The following is an 18,063-nucleotide window of genomic DNA, read 5'->3' as shown; positions in this document are numbered from 1 at the left end:
AGCGTGCCCACCGCTATTTTGCGATGAGGCGAGACGGTGGGCACGCGCCGCCTGACGGCGGTGCTTTGCCCACCCTACGTCTGTTGCAGCGTGGGAAGTGCGCTCCCTCTCCCCTTGTGAGGGAGGGTTGGGGAGGGCGGACCGCAGGCATCGCTGGTTGTGGCTACCCCCCAACCCCTCCCCGCAAGGGGGAGGGGAGCCCAGCAGGCCCGCTGCGGCCGTGATGATTCTAATTCTGTATTGGTCCGCTATTTCCCTTCGGCACCTTCTCCCGATAGCCGCCGGCGGGAGGCCGGTCACACACTCAACTGCGGCTTCGTGCTAGGCGCCGATCGAACGCCTGCCGTGCCGTCTCGACCTCCGGCAGCTTGGCGATGGTCCAGGCATAGAGCGCGCGAAACGGTGGCTGCAGCGTGCGCCCGAGCGGCGTGATCTCGTATTGAACCGCGACCGGCGAATCCGCGATCACTTGGCGCGATAACAAGCCGTTGCGCTCCAGCCGCCGCAGGCATTGCGTGAGCGCCTTCTGGGTGACGCCCTCGAGTTGCTTCTTGATGGCGTTGAACCGCAACGGTCCCGCATCGAGCACCGCCAGCACCATCATCGACCATTTGTCGGCGATCTGGTCGATCAGCACGCGGCTCGGACATTCCGATGAGAAGTGCTGCGGTTTGCAGTTCAGCATCATGCGCGGTGTCCTCGCGTATACCTGAGCGACTTGGAGTGCCTTATTGACAGAAGGTTTACGAAGTATACTTGGTTCGCTCCGTTTTCAATGGAGCTCTTTCGAATGTCCGACCTCGATACCAGCGTTCTGTTTCGGCCCTTTCGTCTGAAAACGCTGGAGCTGAAGAACCGCATCGTCATGGCCCCCATGACGCGCAACGCGGCGCCGAATGGTGTCCCCGGCGACGCCAATGTCGCCTATTACCGCCGTCGCGCCGAGGGCGAAGTCGGGCTGATCCTCTCCGAAGGCACCGTGGTCGATCGTCCGGCCTCCAGGAATGAGCCGGGCATCCCCTTCTTCCATGGCGAGGCGGCTCTCGCGGGCTGGCAGCGCGTCGCTGCCGCCGTTCATGCTGCGGGCGGCCGCATGGGTCCGCAGATCTGGCACACCGGCTCGACCAAGGGCATGAGCGGCTGGCAGCCGGACGCGCCGGTGGAAAGCCCATCCGGACTGTTCGCGCCGGACAAGCCGCGCGGCCAGGCGATGACCGAACAGGACATCGCCGACACCGTTGCGGCCTTCGCGAAGGCCGCCGCTGATGCCAAGCGCGTCGGGTTCGATACGGTCGAGATTCACGGCGCGCACGGCTATCTGATCGACGAGTTCTTCTGGTCCGGCACCAACAAGCGCGAGGACCGCTATGGTGGCGCGACGATCAAGGAGCGGTCGCGCTTTGCCGGTGAGGTCGTGGCCGCCATTCGTGCCGCCGTCGGCCCCGATTTTCCGATCATCCTGCGCGTCAGTCAGTGGAAGCAGCAGGACTATGCCGCGCGCCTCGCTGAGACGCCGGAGCGTATGGCGGACTGGCTGCAGCCGTTGGTCGATGCGGGCGTCGATATCCTGCACTGCTCGCAGCGCCGCTTCTGGGAGCCGGAGTTTCCGGAGATCGATGGCGAGAAGGGCCTGAACTTCGCCGGCTGGGCCAAGAAGATCACGGGGGCCGCCACCATCAGCGTCGGCTCGGTCGGCCTCTCCGGCGACTTCTTCGGCGCCTTCGCGGGTAAGCCGTCCACGACCGCCGATCTCGACAATCTGCTCGAGCGGATGGCGCGCAACGAGTTCGATCTCATCGCGGTCGGCCGCGCCCTGATCAGCGATGCCGGATGGGTCGCCAAGATCAAGTCCGGCGACAAGGCGGACCTCAAGGGGTTCGATGCGGCGGATCTGAGGGAGCTGGCCTGAACGGCAAGTCTGGGTGGTGGGCCAGTTCGGCCCGCCCCCTTCGTTCAATCGCGATTGGTCGCGCTGCGGCCAACGCTCGGGGGTGCAAGCGGACCGCGGAGATGGAGTTCGCTGGGGCTCACCCGCCTTTCACCACCTTCTCGCGAAAGCTCCGCGGTGAAAGTCCCGTCGCGCCGGCAAACACCCGGCTGAAATAGGCGGGGTCGTTGAAGCCGAGTTCATACGCGATCGTCGACACCGAGAGGTTGGTGTAGACCAGATTGCGCCGCGCCTCGCGCACGATGCGCTCCTGGATCAGCTCGGAGGCGGCATGTCCGGTTGCCGCCTTCGTCAGCCGGCTGAGATGGGTGGCCGTGATCGAAAGCGCTTTGGCGTAATCTGCCACCGACCAGTGATCGAGAAAGTGCCGCTCCAAGAGAGTCTCGAAGCGCCTGAACAGGTCCGTGCTTCCCGCGCTGTGCGTGGTGCTCTCATCGGCCAGCTCACGTGCAACGAGCCCGAGGAGCGCTGCCGACAGCGCGCGCAACATGTGCGCGCGTGCGAAATGCCGCGCGCTATATTCTTTGTAGATCTGGCGCATCAGGTCGCGCATCTGCGTTGAGGCCCGGATCACGGTGGAGTCCGCAAGCGCACGTCGCAGGCCTTCCGCCGGGGTCAGCGCCTCGTCGAGCATCTCCACCGCAATGGTCAGCACAAAGCCCTGCATGCCCGGCGTGAAGGAGAAGCCGTGGACGTGGCCGCTCGGAACATTGACGGCCCGCATCGCCTTCAATGGATGGGCGCGGCCGTCCAACGTGGCCTGCCCATTGCCTTTCTCGACCAAGAGGATTTGATGCAGCCGCGCATGCCGGTGGGGGGCGAACTCCCATTCATGCAGCTGCGAACGTGCGGCAATGGTTTCGCAATGCACAACGTCCGGCAGGTCGCCGGCTTCGCCGAACAGGTTATAGGTGCGGATCGAGGCCGGATGGGGCAGCCGACGGGTCATGTTCGATTTGTACAAGACAAAGCGAGTTTGATCCATTCAATCCAGCGAAAAACTGGATCAATTTGTCCAAGAGCAAACAACAGCAGCAGGAGGAGACAATGAAGGTCCAGGTGTGCATCATCGGCGGCGGGCCGTCCGGCCTCATGCTGTCGCAGCTTCTGCATCTGCAGGGCATCGACACCATCGTCCTCGAGAAATCCAGCCGCGAGCACGTGCTGTCGCGCATTCGCGCCGGCGTGCTCGAGCACGGCTTTGCCAAGCTGATGCGCGAGGCGCAATGCGGCGAGCGGATGGACCGGGAGGGCGAGATCCATCACGGCTTCTTCATCGCTCACGACGGGATGCTCGACCGCGTCGACCTGCACAAATATTCGGGCGGCAATTCGGTGATGGTGTATGGCCAGACCGAGCTGACCCGCGATCTCTATGAGGCGCGCGACCGGCTCGGCGGCAAGGTTGTGCACAATGCCGCCGACGTGACGCCGCATGACATCGCCTCCGACCACCCCTACGTGACCTATCGCGTCGGCGACGAGACCATTCGGGTCGACTGCGATTACATCATCGGCGCCGACGGGTTCCATGGCGTCAGCCGCAAGTCGATCCCGAAGGACAAGCTGACCGAATATGAGCGGGTCTATCCGTTCGGGTGGCTCGGCGTGCTGTCCCGCACCAAGCCGGTGTCGCCGGAGTTGATCTATGCCAAGCATGAGCGCGGCTTCGCGCTGTGCTCGCTGCGCTCCCAGGTGCTGAGCCGCTACTACATTCAGGTGCCGCTCTCCGACACGGTCGAAGGCTGGAGCGACGATGCGTTCTGGGAGGAGCTGAAGCGCCGCCTGCCGCCGGAAGTGGCCGCAAAGCTGATCACCGGGCCGTCGATCGAGAAGAGCATCGCGCCGTTGCGCAGCTTCGTCGCCGAGCCGATGCGCTATGGCCGCCTCTTCCTGGCCGGCGATGCCGCCCATATCGTGCCGCCCACCGGTGCGCGCGGTTTGAACTCGGCCGCCTCCGACATCTACTACCTCTATCACGCGCTGGTCGATCACTACAAAAAGGGCGACGACAAGGGCATCGACGGCTATTCTCAGCGGGCCCTGGCGCGGATCTGGAAGGCGCAACGCTTCTCCTGGTGGATGACGATGCTGTTGCATCGCTTCCCCGACCGTCTGCCCTACGACGACAAGCTGCAGGACACCGACGTCGCCTATCTCTTCTCCTCGGAAGCGGCGCAACGATCGCTGGCGGAGAATTATGTCGGTCTGCCGTTCTGAGTTTGTGCTTCGAACGCTAAATCTCTAAATTGCTGATGCTGGCCTCATGGTTCGAGAGGCGTCGCGAATGCGACGCCCCTCGCCATGAGGTTTGGCATGTCGACGAAGTCCCATCCTGAGAAGCCCGCCGAACGTGGGTCGTCCCAAGGATGGACAAGATATCACTGCCACTGCGAGCCAGTGACAAATGCCCGACGATCGATCGGACAAACAGGGGAAGGAAACGAGATGATACGGATGAGCGCGCCGCGCGCATGCGGCGCAGCATTGATGCTGTCTGTGGCGGTCTCACCGGTGAAGGCCGATGGTTTCGTCGGCGATGCGGCTGCGACCTGCAGCGGGCTTGCTGCTCCGGCACAGGGATCTGTGCATATCGACTCCGCGTCCATGCAAGCGCCGTCGACGTTGTCGGTGGCAGAGAAGGCCGGCTCGCCTGCGGCGCGCATCTCTCCAGCCAATCCCGCCTTCTGCAAGGTGCTCGGTCACATTGCCCCGCGCGACGCCAATGCGCCGCCAATCAAGTTCGAGGTCAATCTGCCTGCCGATTGGAACGGGCGCTCGCTGCAATATGGCGGCGGCGGCTTCAACGGGGTGCTGATCTCGGGCCTTGGCCTGCCGCCTGCCTATCCGTTTGACAAGTCCTCCCCACTGGCGCGAGGCTTTGTCACCTACGGCACCGATTCCGGTCACGAGGCCAAGCCGGGTGAGCCGCCGCAGACCTTTGCGCTCAACGACGAAGCCTTCGAGAATTTCGCGCACGCCGCCTACAAGAAGGTGCGGGACGCTGCCGTCGATCTAATGCAGCGGGCCTACGGCAAGCGGCCTACCAAGATGTACTTCATGGGCTCCTCGGAAGGCGGCCGCGAGGCGCTGACCATGGCGCAGCGTTATCCCGACGATTTCGACGGCATCTTCGCGCGCGTGCCCGTGATCAACTGGGTCGGCCTGCAACATGCGGGAACGCGCAGCGGCCTGGTGACCATGGGGGAGGGCTGGATCAACCCGGCTCAGGTGAAGCTCGTTGCCGCAGCCGTGCTGAAGGCCTGCGACAAGGCGGACGGCGCGGAAGACGGACTGGTCGCGAACGCGGTGGCCTGCAAGGCAAGCTTCAAGCCCGAGACCCTGCGCTGCGCCGTGGGGCAGAGCGGAGACCAATGCCTCAACGACGCGCAGATCAAGGCCATCGACACGCTGCATGACGTCTACCAGTTTCCGTTCGCGCTCGCCAATGGTCTCGACGACTATCCCGGCTGGGGCGTTTCGGGCGAGGGCACACCGCCTGCGGCCTCGGCCGGCGGTTGGATGGCGTGGTGGCTCGGGACGGCGGCACCGACGCAGCCACCGACCCCGGCGAACGGCATCGCCTGGATCTTCGGCGCCGGCGGCATGCAATATGTCTTCGCCCGCGATCCTAAGCTGGATGTGACCACCTACAGACCGGAGGATCACAAGGCGCGGCTGCTCGAAGTCTCCAGCCTGATGGACTCCACCAATCCAGATATCAGTGCCTTCCGCGCGCATGGCGGCAAGCTCATCATGCTCGAGCACATGGCGGATTATGCGCAGAGCCCTTACGCCGGCATCCGCTATTTCGAGAGCGTGGAACGAAAGCTGGGAAAGGCCGAGACCGCGGAGTTCGCCCGACTCTATACCGCGCCGGGCGTCGATCATGTTGGCAGCGGTGCGCCGGCCAATGTCGACATGCTGAGCGTGCTGGTCGATTGGGTCGAGAACGGCAAGGCGCCGGATAACCTCGAAGTGGTCGAACAGAAGATCGAGGCGCCGGCCTTTGCCACCACGCGCGGCCTGCCGCTATGCCGCTGGCCGGCGTGGCCGCACTACACGTCCGGTCCGACCGAAGCGGCGAGCAGCTTTAGCTGCGCGCCCTAAACGGGCCGCAACCAAAGCAATCAAGAGCGATCGATTGAAAGGCGCGGTGGGGCTCCCACCGCGCCTTTTCCTTTGGTCGCTGCTCGGCGGCTGCGTTCGCGCGAACCTCAAAAATGAGTTGCGTACCTCAAATTTCTGGATAAGGTCATCAACCAGAGGGAGAGGCATGAACGCGCCGCTGACATTGCGGGACATTGCGCGGCAGGCAGGGGTCAGCTTGGCCACCGTCGATCGCGTGCTGCACAACCGACCGGGGGTCCGGCCCGACACGGTGCGACGGGTGCGCGACGCCATGGAACGCAGCGCGTTCCACCCCCATGCTGCGGCTTCCGAACTCGCACGGGCCCGCGCCCGGCGCTTTGCCCTCGTGATGCCGTCCGGCGCCAACCTCTTCATGCAGCAGATTTTGTCGCATCTCGGCGAGATGACCGGCTGGGTGGCGGCGCGGCGCTTGACCATCGATACCGTCCTGACCGACGTGTTCGATCCCGCGGTGCTGGCCGCAAAGCTCGAGAGCCTGATCGGGCAGGTCGACGGCGTCGCCCTGGTCGCGCTCGACCATCCGAGTGTGCGCGCGGCGGTCAACGATCTGGTCGATTCCGGCGTCAAGGTGGTGACGCTGGTGTCGGACGTGCCGTCGTCGCGGCGACATCACTATGTCGGGATCGACAATATCGCCGCGGGCCGCACCGCCGGTGCGCTGGTCGGCCGCTTCATCGGCGGACGCAAGGGCCGCGTCGCCATCGTCGCGGGATCGCAGGGGCTGCGCGACCATGCCGAGCGCATCTTCGGCTTCAGCCAAGTCATGGCATCGGAATTTTTGCAACTCGAAGTATTGCCGGTCGTTGAGGGGCATGATGACGATGATCGCTCAGAACGCATCACGACGAGGCTGCTGAAGGAGTATCCCGATATGATCGGCCTGTACAATGTCGGGGCCGGCACGCCGGGCGTGGCAAAGGCGCTGGCCGATTCCGGGCGAGCCGGCGAGGTGGTGTTCGTCGGCCATGACGTCACCATCGTGACGCGGCGGCTGCTGTTGAACGGCGTGATGGACGCCGCGATCTCGCAAAACCCCGGCCATGAGGCGCGGTCGGCGTTGCGCGTGCTGCTCGCGCTGGCGCGCGGCGAACCGATCTTGAGCGAACAGGAGAAGATCCGCATCGACATCGTGATGCGGGACAATCTGCCGTGAGCCGTTGAGGCCTGCGGCCGCTTCGGTCGCGCCAAGCGGGGCAGGGCAGGCGAGAAAAAGGCAGGCGAGAAAGTCGAGGCAAGGCGACAGAGATCGCCGGTGACGAACGGATGGCGTGGGAGGAGTTGCGTGTATCTCGGATTGGACGTCGGCACATCCGGCGTGAAAGCCGTGCTGGAGGACGAGACGGGCGCGCTGGTCGCCACCGCCTCGCGGCCGCTTGCGCTGTCACATCCGAAGCCGCTGTGGTCCGAGCAGAATCCGGAAAGCTGGGTCGATGCCGCAATCGGTGCTGTCGACGATCTCGTGCGCGCGCATCCGCGCGAGACGGCAGCGGTGCGCGGCATCGGATTGTCCGGACAGATGCACGGGGCGACGTTGCTTGGCGCCGATGGTCATCCGCTGCGGCCGGCCATTCTCTGGAATGATGGCCGCTCACACGCCGAATGCGCCGAGCTCGAGCGGCGCTGTCCCGAGCTGCACGCCATCGCCGGCAATCTCGCAATGCCCGGCTTCACCGCGCCCAAGCTGTTGTGGGTCGCGCATCACGAGCCGGAGGTCTTTGCAAGAGTAGCGAAGGTGCTGCTGCCGAAGGCCTATGTGCGCTATCGCTTGAGCGGTGAAATGGTCGAGGACATGTCGGACGCGGCCGGCACGCTGTGGCTCGATGTCGGTCATCGCCGCTGGTCGGAAACGCTTCTCGCCGCGACCGGCCTCGATCTCAGTCATATGCCGCGGCTGGTCGAAGGCAACGAGCCCTGCGCGGTGCTTTCTCCTGATCTGGCGCGGCGCTGGGGCATGAGCTCTGGCGTGGTCATCGCCGGCGGCGCCGGGGACAACGCGGCGAGCGCGATCGGCCTCGGCGCGATCGCGCCCGGTGATGCGTTCCTCTCGCTCGGGACTTCGGGCGTGCTGTTCCGTGTCACCGATCGCTTCGCTCCGGCACCGGCTTTGGCGGTACATGCTTTCTGCCACGCGCTCGCCGGGCTCTGGCACCAGATGGGCGTGATGCTGTCGGCCGCGGCGTCGCTGGGCTGGCTCGCGCGTATTCTGGATAGCTCCGAGGCCGATCTTCTGGCGCCGCTCGGCGACGCCGTCACGCGGCCGAGCCAAGTACAGTTCCTGCCCTATCTCGATGGCGAGCGGACCCCGCACAATGACGCGACTGCCGCAGGTGCCTTCGTCGGCCTGCGTAGCGCGGCCGGACGAAACGAGCTGGTGCAGGCGGTGCTCGAAGGCGTTGCCTTTGCGGCGCGCGACATGCTGGTGGCGCTCGGCGACGGCGGACGGCCGATCACGGAGCTGGATTTCGTCGGCGGCGGCTCGCGCTCGCCGCTGTGGGCGCAGATCGCCGCCGACGTGCTCGGCGTGGTCGTGCACCGGGTCGAGGAGGGCGAGGTCGGCGCCGCGGTGGGCGCTGCGCGGCTCGGCCGCCTCGCTGCAACCGGCGCTGATCCCGCCGAGGTCTGCCGACGACCCCTGCGGCTGGCAAGCTACGTCCCGCGCGCGCCGCTCGTTGCCGCCTATGACGACGCCTATGCGCAATGGCGCAAGCTTTATCCTGCCTTGAAGGAGTGTGCCTCGTGAACATCTCTGCTCCATTCTTTCAGACCGGCACGACGGTCTCCTATGGCGGCGCGGATGCGCGCAGTCCGCTGGCGTTCCGCTGGTACGACAAGGACCGTCTGGTCGGCGGCAAGCGCCTGGAAGACCAGCTGCGCTTTGCCGTCTGCTACTGGCACTCGTTCTGCTGGCCGGGCAGCGATCCGTTCGGCGGCGAAACATTCCTGCGACCCTGGCAGCATGGCGATGACGCGATGGCGATGGCGCGCGCCAAGGCCGATGTCGCCTTCGAGCTCTTCCGCCTGCTCGACGTGCCGTTCTTCACATTCCACGATGTCGATGCGGCGCCGGAAGGGGCGACGCTCAAGGAGTCCGTGGCAAACCTGAACGCGGTCGCCGATCTGTTCGAGCAGAAGATGGCGTCCGCCAAGGTGCGGCTGCTGTGGGGCACCGCCAACCTGTTCTCGCATCGCCGCTACATGGCGGGCGCCGCGACCAATCCGGATCCGGAGGTGTTCACCTATGCCGCCGGCCAGGTGCGTGCCGCCCTCGAGGTCACGCATCGGCTCGGCGGACAGAACTACGTGTTGTGGGGCGGCCGCGAGGGCTATGAGACGCTGCTCAACACCGACATCAGGCGCGAGCTCGACCAGCTCGGCCGCTTCGTCTCGTTGGTGGTCGAGCACAAGCACAAGGTCGGCTTCAAGGGTCCGATCCTGATCGAGCCGAAGCCGAAGGAGCCGACCAAGCATCAGTATGATTTCGACGTCGCGACCTGCTACGGCTTCCTGGAACGTTACGATCTGCTCGACGACGTCAAGCTCAACATCGAGCAGAACCACGCCATCCTCGCCGGCCACTCGTTCCAGCACGAGATCGCGCTGGCGCAGGCGCTGGGCGTGTTCGGCTCGATCGACATCAACCGCGGCGACGACCTGTTGGGCTGGGACACGGACCAGTTCGCGATGAACGTTCCCGAACTTGCGCTTGCGTTCCACGAGATCATCAAAGGCGGCGGCTTCACCACCGGCGGGCTCAATTTCGACGCCAAGATCAGGCGGCAATCGATCGACCCCGATGACCTGATCCACGCCCATGTCGGCTCGATGGATGCCTGCGCGCGCGCGTTCCTGGCGGCTGCCGATATGCTCGATGCCGGCGCGCTGACCGCCCCGCTCGCTGAGCGTTACGCCGGTTGGCAGAGCGAGGAGGGGTGCGCCATTCTCACCGGCCAGCGCTCGCTCGCCGATCTGGCCGATCGCGCTGTTGGCTCCGGCCTTGATCCGAAGCCGCGCTCGGGCCGGCAGGAATATCTGGAAGGTGTGGTGAACCGTTACGTCTGACGACCAGAACGACAGCCGAACGTCTGCAATAGACAAACAAAACAACAAATAATCCATGGGAGGACCGCCATGAACACGGCGGCGACCGGACAACCGGTTCTGGAGCTGAAGGGAATCGGCAAGCAGTTCGGCGCGATCCGCGCGCTGCAGGGCGTCGATCTCGACGTCCGTCCCGGCGAAGTCGTCGGACTGATGGGCGATAACGGCGCCGGCAAGTCGACCCTGGTGCGGATTATCGCCGGCAATTTTCCACCGAGCCACGGCGATATCCATTTCGACGGCAAGCGCGTGCATTTCTACCGGCCGGTGGATTCGCGCAGCGTCGGCATCGAGGTCGTCTATCAGGACCTCGCACTCGCCGACAATCTCACCGCCGCCGCGAACGTCTTTCTCGGCCGCGAGCTGAAGCGCAGGTTCGGCCCGCTCGCGCTGCTCGACCACAAGGCGATGGAGGCGCGCGCGCTGGAGCTGTTTCGCGAACTGCGCTCGGAGACGCGGCCGCATGATCTCGTCAAGGACATGTCGGGCGGCCAGCGCCAGGCGGTGGCGATCGCGCGCACGCGCCTGTCGAATGCCAAGCTCGTCATGATGGACGAGCCGACCGCGGCGATCTCGGTACGGCAGGTCGAGCAGGTGCTGAGCCTGATCCACCGGCTGAAGGAGCAGGGCATCGCCGTGATGCTGATCTCGCATCGCATGCCCGACATCTTCGCGGTGTGCGACCGCGTCATTGTGATGCGCCGCGGCGAGAAGCGGGCCGACAAGCCGATCACCGACACCAGTCCCGAAGAAATCACCGCGCTGATCACCGGCGCCAAGGAGGCTGCGTGATGTCCGTGCCATCAGATGCCCAGATCTCCTTCACCAATATCGGTCCCGTCAAGTGGTGGCACCGCGGCCTGTTCGCCTCGCAGACCGCCTATGTCACCCTGGCGCTGCTGATCCTCATCGTGGTGATGAATTTCGCCAGCCCGTATTTCTTCACCGAGGGCAATCTGCAGAACGTCGCTAAGAACTTCTCGTTCATCGCGATCGCGACCCTCGGCATCACCTTCGTCATCATTACCGGCGGCATCGACCTCTCGGTCGGTTCGATGATGTGCTTTGCCGCGATGATCACCTCGATGGTGATGACGGCGCTGTCCACTCCGGGCGAGCCGCTCGCGTCGTGGTTCGTGCATCTCGCCGCCGATGGCAAGACGGTGGTCGCCAATGTGCCGGGGCTGATCCTGCTGATCTCGGTGTTGTGCGGGCTTGCGGTGTCTCTGATCGTCGGCCTCGTCAACGGCGTCTGCATCGCGATCCTCGGCCTGTCGCCGTTCGTCACCACGCTCGGCATGCTCTCGATCGTGCGCGGACTGGGATACGTGATCTCGAACGGCAAGGGCAGCTTCCCGGGCGGCCCGGACGCGGACTATTTCTACGCGCTCACCCAAGGCGACGTGTACGGCCTGCCGATCCCCTTCATCTATCTCATGGTGCTCGCAGCGCTGATGGGGCTGGTGCTGCACCACACGAGCTTCGGTCGCCACGTATTTGCGATCGGCGGCAATGAGAAGGCGGCTGAGCTCACCGGCGTCGCGGTGCGGCTGGTCAAGATCGAAGTCTATGTGATCGGCGCGCTGGCGGCCGGGCTGCAGGGCATCATCATCTCCGGCTGGCTGGGCTCGGCGCCGGCGAACATGGCAACCTCCTACGAGCTCAACGTGATCGCCGCCGCCGTCATCGGCGGCGCCAATCTCGCCGGCGGCATCGGCGGGCCGCTCGGCGCTATCGTCGGCTGCGTACTGCTCGAAGTGATCCGCAACGGGCTCGTGCTCGCGCAGGTCAGCTCGTACTGGCAGCAGGCCTTGGTCGGCGTGATCATCATCGCTGCGGTGCTGGTCGATCGCCTGCGCTCGCGGCTGCTGTGACCCCAATACTGGCCGGGATGTGAATGTCAGTCTATCCGCGCCCGGCCAGACAATCACAGGGATAGACATGGAGGGAAGGCTATGAGGAAACTGCTCTATGCGGCTGCAGCGCTCGCAGTCATGCTGGCCCCGGCGCATGCGGAAACAAAATACCGCTTCGTGATCGTGCCGAAGGCCATGAACAATCCGTTCTTCGACGTCGCCCGCGACGGTTGCGAGAAGCGCGCCAAGGAGCTTGGCAATGTCGAGTGTATTTACAAGGGGCCGGTCGAGCACGAGCCCGCGACCCAGGCCCAGATCATCCAAGACTTCATCACCCAGAAGGTGGATGGTCTCGCGATCTCGGTGGCCGATGTCGCCGCGATGACCAAGTCGATCGACGAAGCGACCGCGGCGGGCATTCCCGTCATCACCTTCGATTCCGATGCGCCGGGGTCCAAGCGCATCGCCTATATCGGCACCAACAACAAGGATTTCGGTGTCGCGCTCGGCAAGCAGCTGCTGCAGCTGAAGCCGGAAGGCGGCAAATACGCCATGGTCTCCGGCGGTCCCGGCGCCAAGAACCTTGCGGAGCGTGTCGACGGCGTGCGCGAAGCCTTGAAGGGCTCCAAGTGGGGCGAGGTCGCGGGTTCTCCGACCTTCTGCAACGACGATCCGGCGCTCGCGGTCCAGCAGATGACCGATCTTCGCACGGCCACGCCTGATCTTGCGGCGATCATTCCGGTCGGCGGCTGGCCGATGTTCGCGCCGGAGGGTTACAAGGCCTTCGTCAACCAGAACCGCAAGGACATCAATGCCGGCAAGCTGACGCTCGTGGTCGCGGATACGCTGAAGATGCAGCTCGAATTGCTGCGCGACGGCTATTCCAACGCGCTCACGGGACAGCGGCCGTTCGAGATGGGCGAGAAGGCGATGGACACGCTGCTCGCGATCAAGAAAGGCCAGAAGGTGCCGGAGATCATCTACACCGGCCTCGACCTCGTGACCAAGGACAACGTCGCGCAGCTCTTACACTGAATATTGTTCTAACGCGTTTTCTTTGGGCGAACCGGTAACCACTTCGCTTGAAAACGCTTTGGTTCCTCCCGGGGAAAACTGGCGGCCCTCGCTTCGGCTTTGGTCGATGCTTGGGTCGCCTCTTTTTCTGATGGGCCAGCCGAACCAACCAAGGCTCGTGCTAGCTAGACCGCGCGGAGGTGCGCGGCAGGGGGGCAATGAGTCCGGACCAAGACTCAATGGTCAATTGCGGCCCGCGGGCACCAGGCCGGGCCACTGCGCCAGGAATGGCTGCGAGAGTTGCGGCCCGGTTTCGGGAGCGCGCATTGCCCGTCTGACACGATGAGTCCTGTGAGGCCGGCCGATCGAGCTGGTCGCGTCGCGGGCTATTTCGATACGCGCGATCTGCTGGCGCATGTCGCCGGTGCTCGCGCGCAGTTCGTCGATGCCGATCTGATTGTTCGCCGCAGTCGCCTGGAGGCTGCCCAGCTGGCCCGCAGTGTCTTCCTGTGCCGTGCGCAGGCGGATCGTCAGGCGCTTCAGCATCGCGATATTGGATTCGATCTTATCGGCGGTGTCGCGGCGGCGCACCTCGCTCTCGTCGGCGGCCGTGCGCAGCGTGGCGAGGCCGGTCTCGGCACCGCTGAGGCTGGCGCGGAGCTGGAGGAGCTCTCCGGAGGTGTCGTCTTGACGCTCGCGCAGCTTGGCCGTCTCGGCCTTGAGTTCGCTGAGTTCCGACGTCAGGGCGGCAACGCGCGTCTCGAGGGTGGGCGCCTCGTCGCGTGCGAAGGAGAAATCCTTGGCTCCGCCGGTGCTCCACCACACTGCTCCAGCGCTCACGGCGAGTGCCAGACTCATGACGATTCGTGATGAGGCCGCACCGCGGCTCGGCGGAAGCTGCGGCGTCTTGGCGGGTTTGCGCATCGACAGGTCTCCGGGATTCGATTGAGAGCATTATGATCAAATTAAGGTTGCCAATGTTCTAAGCGTGCCCGGCCAGCGGAGCATTTTCTCCACATAGATTTGCGGAAGAGCACGTGCTTTGCAGCGCAGCTACAGAGACGTAGCTCGGCGGATATTGCGGGGGTAAATCACTGCCAGAGGTTGAGTTTTCTGTTCGAATAGCCGACGGCTCGTTGAAGGCGGGCGCGGCGAGCTGATGCTGGTGTGCCCATTCCGGGCTCCGGAAAAAACTCGCACCTCCTCCGGATCATGTTCTAAAATCCGACCATGACCGACACCCCGACTCCTGCCGTACCGTCGGCTTTCGACGAGCTCGCCGAGGCGATCAGGCATCGCCGCTCGGTCTACGGCCATATCAGCGGCCTCAGGATGGACCGCTTCGCGCCCGGCGAAGCCTGGTCGACCCTGCCTTATCGTCCGGTGTTCGTCGGTGACAGCGACACCGGCGTGATCCATGGCGGCGTCGTCACCGCGATGCTCGACGAGAGCTGCGGCATGGCGGTTCAGCTCGCGCTGGACGGCACGCGCGCGATCGCCACGCTGGATCTGCGCATCGATTATCAAAAGCCGGCAACGCCGGGGCTCGACATCAAGGCGCATGCCGTTTGCTTTCGCGTCACGCGCTCGATCGCCTTCGTACGTGCAACGGCCTATCAGGGGGAGGAGAGCGCGCCGGTTGCCACCGCGACCGCCTGTTTCATGATCGGCGCCAACCGCACCAACATGCTTACCGACCGGCCGGCCTTCACCGGCGCGCCGCCGCCGCTCGAGGCGCCCGAGGATGCGACAGGGCCGTTCGCCACCAGCCCGTTCGCGCGCTGCCTCGGCATCCGTCTCGCCGAGAACGAGACGCTCATCATGCCGTTCTCGCAGCAGATCATAGGCAATCCCGTGCTGCCTGCGATCCATGGCGGCATGACCGGCGCGTTCCTCGAGACAGCTGCGATCGTCACGGTGATGCGCGAGCTCGATACCGCCGCGCTACCAAAGCCGATCGACCTGACCATCAACTATCTTCGCTCGGGGCGGGCGCTCGACAGCGTTGCGTCAGCGTCGATCGTCAAGCAAGGCCGCCGCGTGGTCGCCTTCGAGGCCCGGTCCTGGCAGGACGATCCGGCCAAGCCGATCGCAACCGCATTCGGCCATTTCATGCTGCGGCAGACGCCGGGACAGGATCAGGACTGACGACATCCGCCTCAGGCACCAGGGCGCAGGCTGGAAGTGCCCGTCGGGTTTGCCGTTATTTGACCGGCAGGACCCGTCCTTCCTGGACGGTGCCCCAGACCGGAATGTCCTTGATCTTCGCTGGATCAACGGTCAGCGGGCTTTCGCCGAGGATCGTGAAATTGGCGAGCTTGCCCGGGACGATGCTTCCAACTTCATTTTCCAGTCGCAGCGCGTAGGCGGCTTCGAGCGTGACCGCCTTGAGCGCGGACAGGCGGCTAATGCGCTGATCGGGCCCTGCCACGCGGCCGGATACGGTGGTCCGGTTGACGGCGCAGTGCATCAGGAACAGTGGCTGGCCGGGGGCCATGGGCATGTCCGAGTGGAGGGAATAGGAGATGCCGGCCCGTTCGACGTCGCCGAGGCGGACCATGTTGTCGGCCCGCTCGGGACCGAGCCCTTCCTTGGCGTACACATCCGCCAGTGCGGTCACGTAATAGGGGTTGCCGCTGACGATGGCGCCGAGCCGCTTGATCCGCTCGATCTGATCCTGCTGTGAAATCGCGAAGTGGACTGCGACGGTACGGTGGTCATAACGCGGATGACGGCGCATGTTGGCCTCGAGATTGTCGAGGACCAAGTCCAGGCCTGCGTCGCCCGTCGCATGGATGTGGATCTGATAGCCGGCCTCCCAGTAGACCTGGAACGCCCTGGCGAAGAGCTTGGGATCCATGATCCATTGGCCGGGATGCCGATCGAGATAGGGTTCGCGGACCTGCATGGCCAGGGAATAGACAGCGCCGTCGGCGAACAGCTTGATCGCCCTGGGTATCATGACAGTCATGCCCTGGCCCCAGCCGAGCACCTTCTCTGTCTCGCTGATGGCGGTGTCCGGGAAGGCCGCAATGATCGACTTCCCATCAGGGATGAAGTAGAAGCGGAAGGGACTTTCCGGTCGGGATAGGACCGCATTCTGGGCATCCTGCATCCGCTTCGAGTACAGGCCGCCGGGTTCGCAGGCGAGAGTGACGCCGTTGGCGTGGTAATACCGCATGACGAATTCGAGTCCGTGCTGAACCCGTTCGGGAGTCGCAATGGCCGGAAGCAGCTTGGGGACGACCCCGAACATGCCGCCTTCCCAGAAGTGACCTTCGTCCAGATTGGATTGTTTCTGGGCTTCCGTTGACATGGCTCCGACGAACGCCGCATCGATGCCATAGGTTTCCAGCGCCTTGGTGTTCACGATGAACTCGTGGGCGGACCGGTGCCAGACGATGATGGGCCGCGTGCCGCTGAGCTTGTCGAGATCCGAGCGGGTCAGATCACCGTGGAAGCTGGGATCATAGCCCCAGGTGACCAGCAGCTCGTTCGGGTCCTTCAGCTTTGCATTCGCTTCCGCAAGCCTCTTGCGATAGTCCTCGCGGTTCTTCGCTGCCGGTATGGTTCCGGAAGGCAGCACCCAGTCTTCGATGGCGATGATCTCCGACATCATCGTCAGGCCGGTCAAAAGCGGATGGTCGTGCTGAGCGAGGAAGCCGGGCGCAATCACTTTGTCGGCGAATGTGTCGTCGATGATGTAGGGCTGGCCACCGGCCGCGGCTTTCAGTTCCTCGAGCGAGCCGACCGCGAGAATACGGTCGCCTAGCACTGCGACGGCGGTTGCCGCCGGCCGAACCGGGTCAAGGGTAATGATCTCCTTGGCGCGAAAGATCGTAGCCACCGGCAGCTTTTTCGGATCGAGCTGATCGAGCATATCCTGAAAGGATGCTGTCTCGGCCAGTGCCGCACCGGATCCAACCGCCTCACATAACAGAGCTCCGGTCGTCATCGTCGCCGCAGATTTCAGGATCTGCCGGCGTGACGACAACGAGATCGTCCGAAGTCCCTCGGCAAATGCCGAATTGCACATGATGCACATGGCGATTTGACCTTCTGGGCTGCTGCAAGTCGGGGGCGAGTGACGCTCGAACTATGCCCCGCCTCTGCGAAGCAGGAGATTGATCCATCTCAAAGGCACCTCGGTTGGGGAACTGTCGTCAGGCGCCTAGCTGCTGCCCCGCCCGTAGCCTGCGTCCGTCGTGCACTGCATGCAGTGCGTCTCAGCGTATCGGTGGCGCGAATACTGTGCTATAAGTGCGTTGATCGTAACTTTAGCCGGCAGCGATACTACGCACTGTTGTCGCCGTGACAAGGCTGAGACTTCTCGAGGGCATCGATGGCCTCGACCTGAAGGGAAAGAAGCCGCGAGACCGATATCACATCCGATGTTCTGCCGGAACCGGACATGGTTGCGGCAATCGGATTGTTCTTGCTGTCCAATGGCGGACAAATCGAGTTTCCCTATGGCAGATCAATCGGTCTCGGCAACCATTGGCGGACTTAGGCTGGAGGGGGCCGATGCCAGAAGACACATCGCTTCTTGATAAACGACAGAGCGCCTTGCTTGCGGAAATCGTGACGGACGAGAAGCGCTACCTTCGCTTTGCAAGATCAAACTATTTCTCGGCGCAAGGATTACTCTGGGCCTCGCTGATTGCTGGGAGTCTAGCCGCGCTTTTTGGGCTCGTTCCATCATTGTCCGACGAGGTCGAGAAATGGCAGCTGGGTTTGGTTTCAGCGTTATCCGTGGCATTCACCACCTTCAGTCGCCAGGTGGGATTTCAGCAAAAGGCGAATTGGCACTATCGGAAAGCGGATGGACTCCGGGCATTGAGGAGGCGGCTCCAATACGAACTTCCAGCCTCGCCAACAGCAGATAACATAGCCGCCGTCTCAAATTCACTGTCGACGATGGATTTGCAGATGTCCAAGGAGTGGGAGGACATGAAGTCGGAGCCAGCGGCAGAGAAGCCCTAAAGCAAACAAGTT

General features: G+C 64.0%; 15 protein-coding genes. 11 read left to right on the top strand and 4 right to left on the bottom strand.

Features of this window, described 5'->3' with window-relative positions; all coding sequences use genetic code 11:
- Window positions 1-304: 304 nt before the first annotated feature.
- The gene (locus QXZ85_RS01130; RefSeq protein ID WP_315765492.1) at window positions 305-685 is read right to left on the bottom strand and encodes a helix-turn-helix domain-containing protein; all 381 of its coding nucleotides are present in this window, start codon (window positions 683-685) and stop codon (window positions 305-307) included.
- A 105-nt stretch (window positions 686-790) separates the two neighbouring features.
- Here QXZ85_RS01130 and QXZ85_RS01125 point away from each other — a divergent pair, with 105 nt between their 5' ends.
- On the top strand, window positions 791-1,909 hold the full coding sequence (locus tag QXZ85_RS01125) for an NADH:flavin oxidoreductase (protein WP_315741602.1): 1,119 nt from the start codon (window positions 791-793) through the stop codon (window positions 1,907-1,909).
- 118 nt (window positions 1,910-2,027) lie between these two features.
- Here the strand turns inward: QXZ85_RS01125 and QXZ85_RS01120 are convergent, their stop codons facing one another.
- Window positions 2,028-2,933 carry a helix-turn-helix domain-containing protein gene (locus QXZ85_RS01120; RefSeq protein WP_315707081.1) on the bottom strand — a complete coding sequence of 302 codons (906 nt, stop codon included), beginning with the start codon at window positions 2,931-2,933 and terminating at the stop codon, window positions 2,028-2,030.
- A 62-nt stretch (window positions 2,934-2,995) separates the two neighbouring features.
- On the opposite strand from QXZ85_RS01120, the gene pobA reads away from it, so the two are divergent.
- From pobA to QXZ85_RS01080, 8 genes are all read left to right on the top strand, one after another.
- Window positions 2,996-4,168, top strand: coding sequence for a 4-hydroxybenzoate 3-monooxygenase (gene pobA / locus QXZ85_RS01115; protein WP_315707080.1), 1,173 nt, complete (start codon window positions 2,996-2,998; stop codon window positions 4,166-4,168).
- Between the two features lie 270 nt (window positions 4,169-4,438).
- The gene (locus QXZ85_RS01110) at window positions 4,439-6,058 is read left to right on the top strand and encodes a tannase/feruloyl esterase family alpha/beta hydrolase (protein WP_409977540.1); all 1,620 of its coding nucleotides are present in this window, start codon (window positions 4,439-4,441) and stop codon (window positions 6,056-6,058) included.
- A 166-nt stretch (window positions 6,059-6,224) separates the two neighbouring features.
- On the top strand, window positions 6,225-7,253 hold the full coding sequence (locus tag QXZ85_RS01105; RefSeq protein ID WP_315707079.1) for a LacI family DNA-binding transcriptional regulator: 1,029 nt from the start codon (window positions 6,225-6,227) through the stop codon (window positions 7,251-7,253).
- 129 nt (window positions 7,254-7,382) lie between these two features.
- The gene (gene xylB, locus QXZ85_RS01100) at window positions 7,383-8,840 is read left to right on the top strand and encodes a xylulokinase (RefSeq protein ID WP_315707078.1); all 1,458 of its coding nucleotides are present in this window, start codon (window positions 7,383-7,385) and stop codon (window positions 8,838-8,840) included.
- A complete protein-coding gene (xylA, locus tag QXZ85_RS01095; protein ID WP_315769282.1) occupies window positions 8,837-10,159 on the top strand; it encodes a xylose isomerase in 1,323 nt (440 codons plus the stop codon). Before xylB ends, xylA begins: the two co-directional genes overlap by 4 nt.
- A 69-nt stretch (window positions 10,160-10,228) precedes the next feature.
- A complete protein-coding gene (locus tag QXZ85_RS01090; RefSeq protein WP_315769280.1) occupies window positions 10,229-10,990 on the top strand; it encodes an ATP-binding cassette domain-containing protein in 762 nt (253 codons plus the stop codon).
- Window positions 10,990-12,072 carry an ABC transporter permease gene (locus QXZ85_RS01085; protein WP_315769278.1) on the top strand — a complete coding sequence of 361 codons (1,083 nt, stop codon included), beginning with the start codon at window positions 10,990-10,992 and terminating at the stop codon, window positions 12,070-12,072. Before QXZ85_RS01090 ends, QXZ85_RS01085 begins: the two co-directional genes overlap by 1 nt.
- Before the next feature lie 81 nt (window positions 12,073-12,153).
- On the top strand, window positions 12,154-13,089 hold the full coding sequence (locus QXZ85_RS01080; RefSeq protein ID WP_315707074.1) for a sugar-binding protein: 936 nt from the start codon (window positions 12,154-12,156) through the stop codon (window positions 13,087-13,089).
- Window positions 13,090-13,311: 222 nt separating this feature from the next.
- Here QXZ85_RS01080 and QXZ85_RS01075 read toward each other — a convergent pair whose 3' ends face one another.
- Window positions 13,312-13,992, bottom strand: coding sequence for a hypothetical protein (locus QXZ85_RS01075; RefSeq protein ID WP_315741598.1), 681 nt, complete (start codon window positions 13,990-13,992; stop codon window positions 13,312-13,314).
- Between the two features lie 306 nt (window positions 13,993-14,298).
- Between QXZ85_RS01075 and QXZ85_RS01070 the strand changes: the two genes are divergently transcribed.
- On the top strand, window positions 14,299-15,216 hold the full coding sequence (locus QXZ85_RS01070) for a PaaI family thioesterase (protein WP_315741597.1): 918 nt from the start codon (window positions 14,299-14,301) through the stop codon (window positions 15,214-15,216).
- Between the two features lie 55 nt (window positions 15,217-15,271).
- Here the strand turns inward: QXZ85_RS01070 and QXZ85_RS01065 are convergent, their stop codons facing one another.
- Window positions 15,272-17,062, bottom strand: coding sequence for an amidohydrolase (locus tag QXZ85_RS01065; protein WP_316228785.1), 1,791 nt, complete (start codon window positions 17,060-17,062; stop codon window positions 15,272-15,274).
- Between the two features lie 530 nt (window positions 17,063-17,592).
- Between QXZ85_RS01065 and QXZ85_RS01060 the strand changes: the two genes are divergently transcribed.
- Window positions 17,593-18,051 carry a hypothetical protein gene (locus tag QXZ85_RS01060; RefSeq protein ID WP_315769274.1) on the top strand — a complete coding sequence of 153 codons (459 nt, stop codon included), beginning with the start codon at window positions 17,593-17,595 and terminating at the stop codon, window positions 18,049-18,051.
- Window positions 18,052-18,063 lie beyond the last annotated feature (12 nt).

The sequence above is a fragment of the Bradyrhizobium sp. SZCCHNGR1005 genome, from assembly GCF_032489995.1.
Taxonomy (GTDB): Bacteria; Pseudomonadota; Alphaproteobacteria; order Rhizobiales; family Xanthobacteraceae; genus Bradyrhizobium.
This window is presented reverse-complemented; position numbering and strand designations above follow the sequence as displayed.

What these genes read in the sequence shown, in the direction of transcription:
- QXZ85_RS01120 (WP_315707081.1), bottom strand. Translation starts at nt 2,933, where the DNA reads ATGGATCAAACTCGCTTTGTCTTGTACAAATCGAACATGACCCGTCGG.
- QXZ85_RS01090 (WP_315769280.1), top strand. Translation starts at nt 10,229, where the DNA reads ATGAACACGGCGGCGACCGGACAACCGGTTCTGGAGCTGAAGGGAATC.
- QXZ85_RS01070 (WP_315741597.1), top strand. Translation starts at nt 14,299, where the DNA reads ATGACCGACACCCCGACTCCTGCCGTACCGTCGGCTTTCGACGAGCTC.
- QXZ85_RS01085 (WP_315769278.1), top strand. Translation starts at nt 10,990, where the DNA reads ATGTCCGTGCCATCAGATGCCCAGATCTCCTTCACCAATATCGGTCCC.
- QXZ85_RS01130 (WP_315765492.1), bottom strand. Translation starts at nt 685, where the DNA reads ATGCTGAACTGCAAACCGCAGCACTTCTCATCGGAATGTCCGAGCCGC.
- QXZ85_RS01105 (WP_315707079.1), top strand. Translation starts at nt 6,225, where the DNA reads ATGAACGCGCCGCTGACATTGCGGGACATTGCGCGGCAGGCAGGGGTC.
- pobA (WP_315707080.1), top strand. Translation starts at nt 2,996, where the DNA reads ATGAAGGTCCAGGTGTGCATCATCGGCGGCGGGCCGTCCGGCCTCATG.
- QXZ85_RS01080 (WP_315707074.1), top strand. Translation starts at nt 12,154, where the DNA reads ATGAGGAAACTGCTCTATGCGGCTGCAGCGCTCGCAGTCATGCTGGCC.
- QXZ85_RS01060 (WP_315769274.1), top strand. Translation starts at nt 17,593, where the DNA reads ATGCCAGAAGACACATCGCTTCTTGATAAACGACAGAGCGCCTTGCTT.
- QXZ85_RS01125 (WP_315741602.1), top strand. Translation starts at nt 791, where the DNA reads ATGTCCGACCTCGATACCAGCGTTCTGTTTCGGCCCTTTCGTCTGAAA.
- QXZ85_RS01110 (WP_409977540.1), top strand. Translation starts at nt 4,439, where the DNA reads ATGCTGTCTGTGGCGGTCTCACCGGTGAAGGCCGATGGTTTCGTCGGC.
- QXZ85_RS01075 (WP_315741598.1), bottom strand. Translation starts at nt 13,992, where the DNA reads ATGCGCAAACCCGCCAAGACGCCGCAGCTTCCGCCGAGCCGCGGTGCG.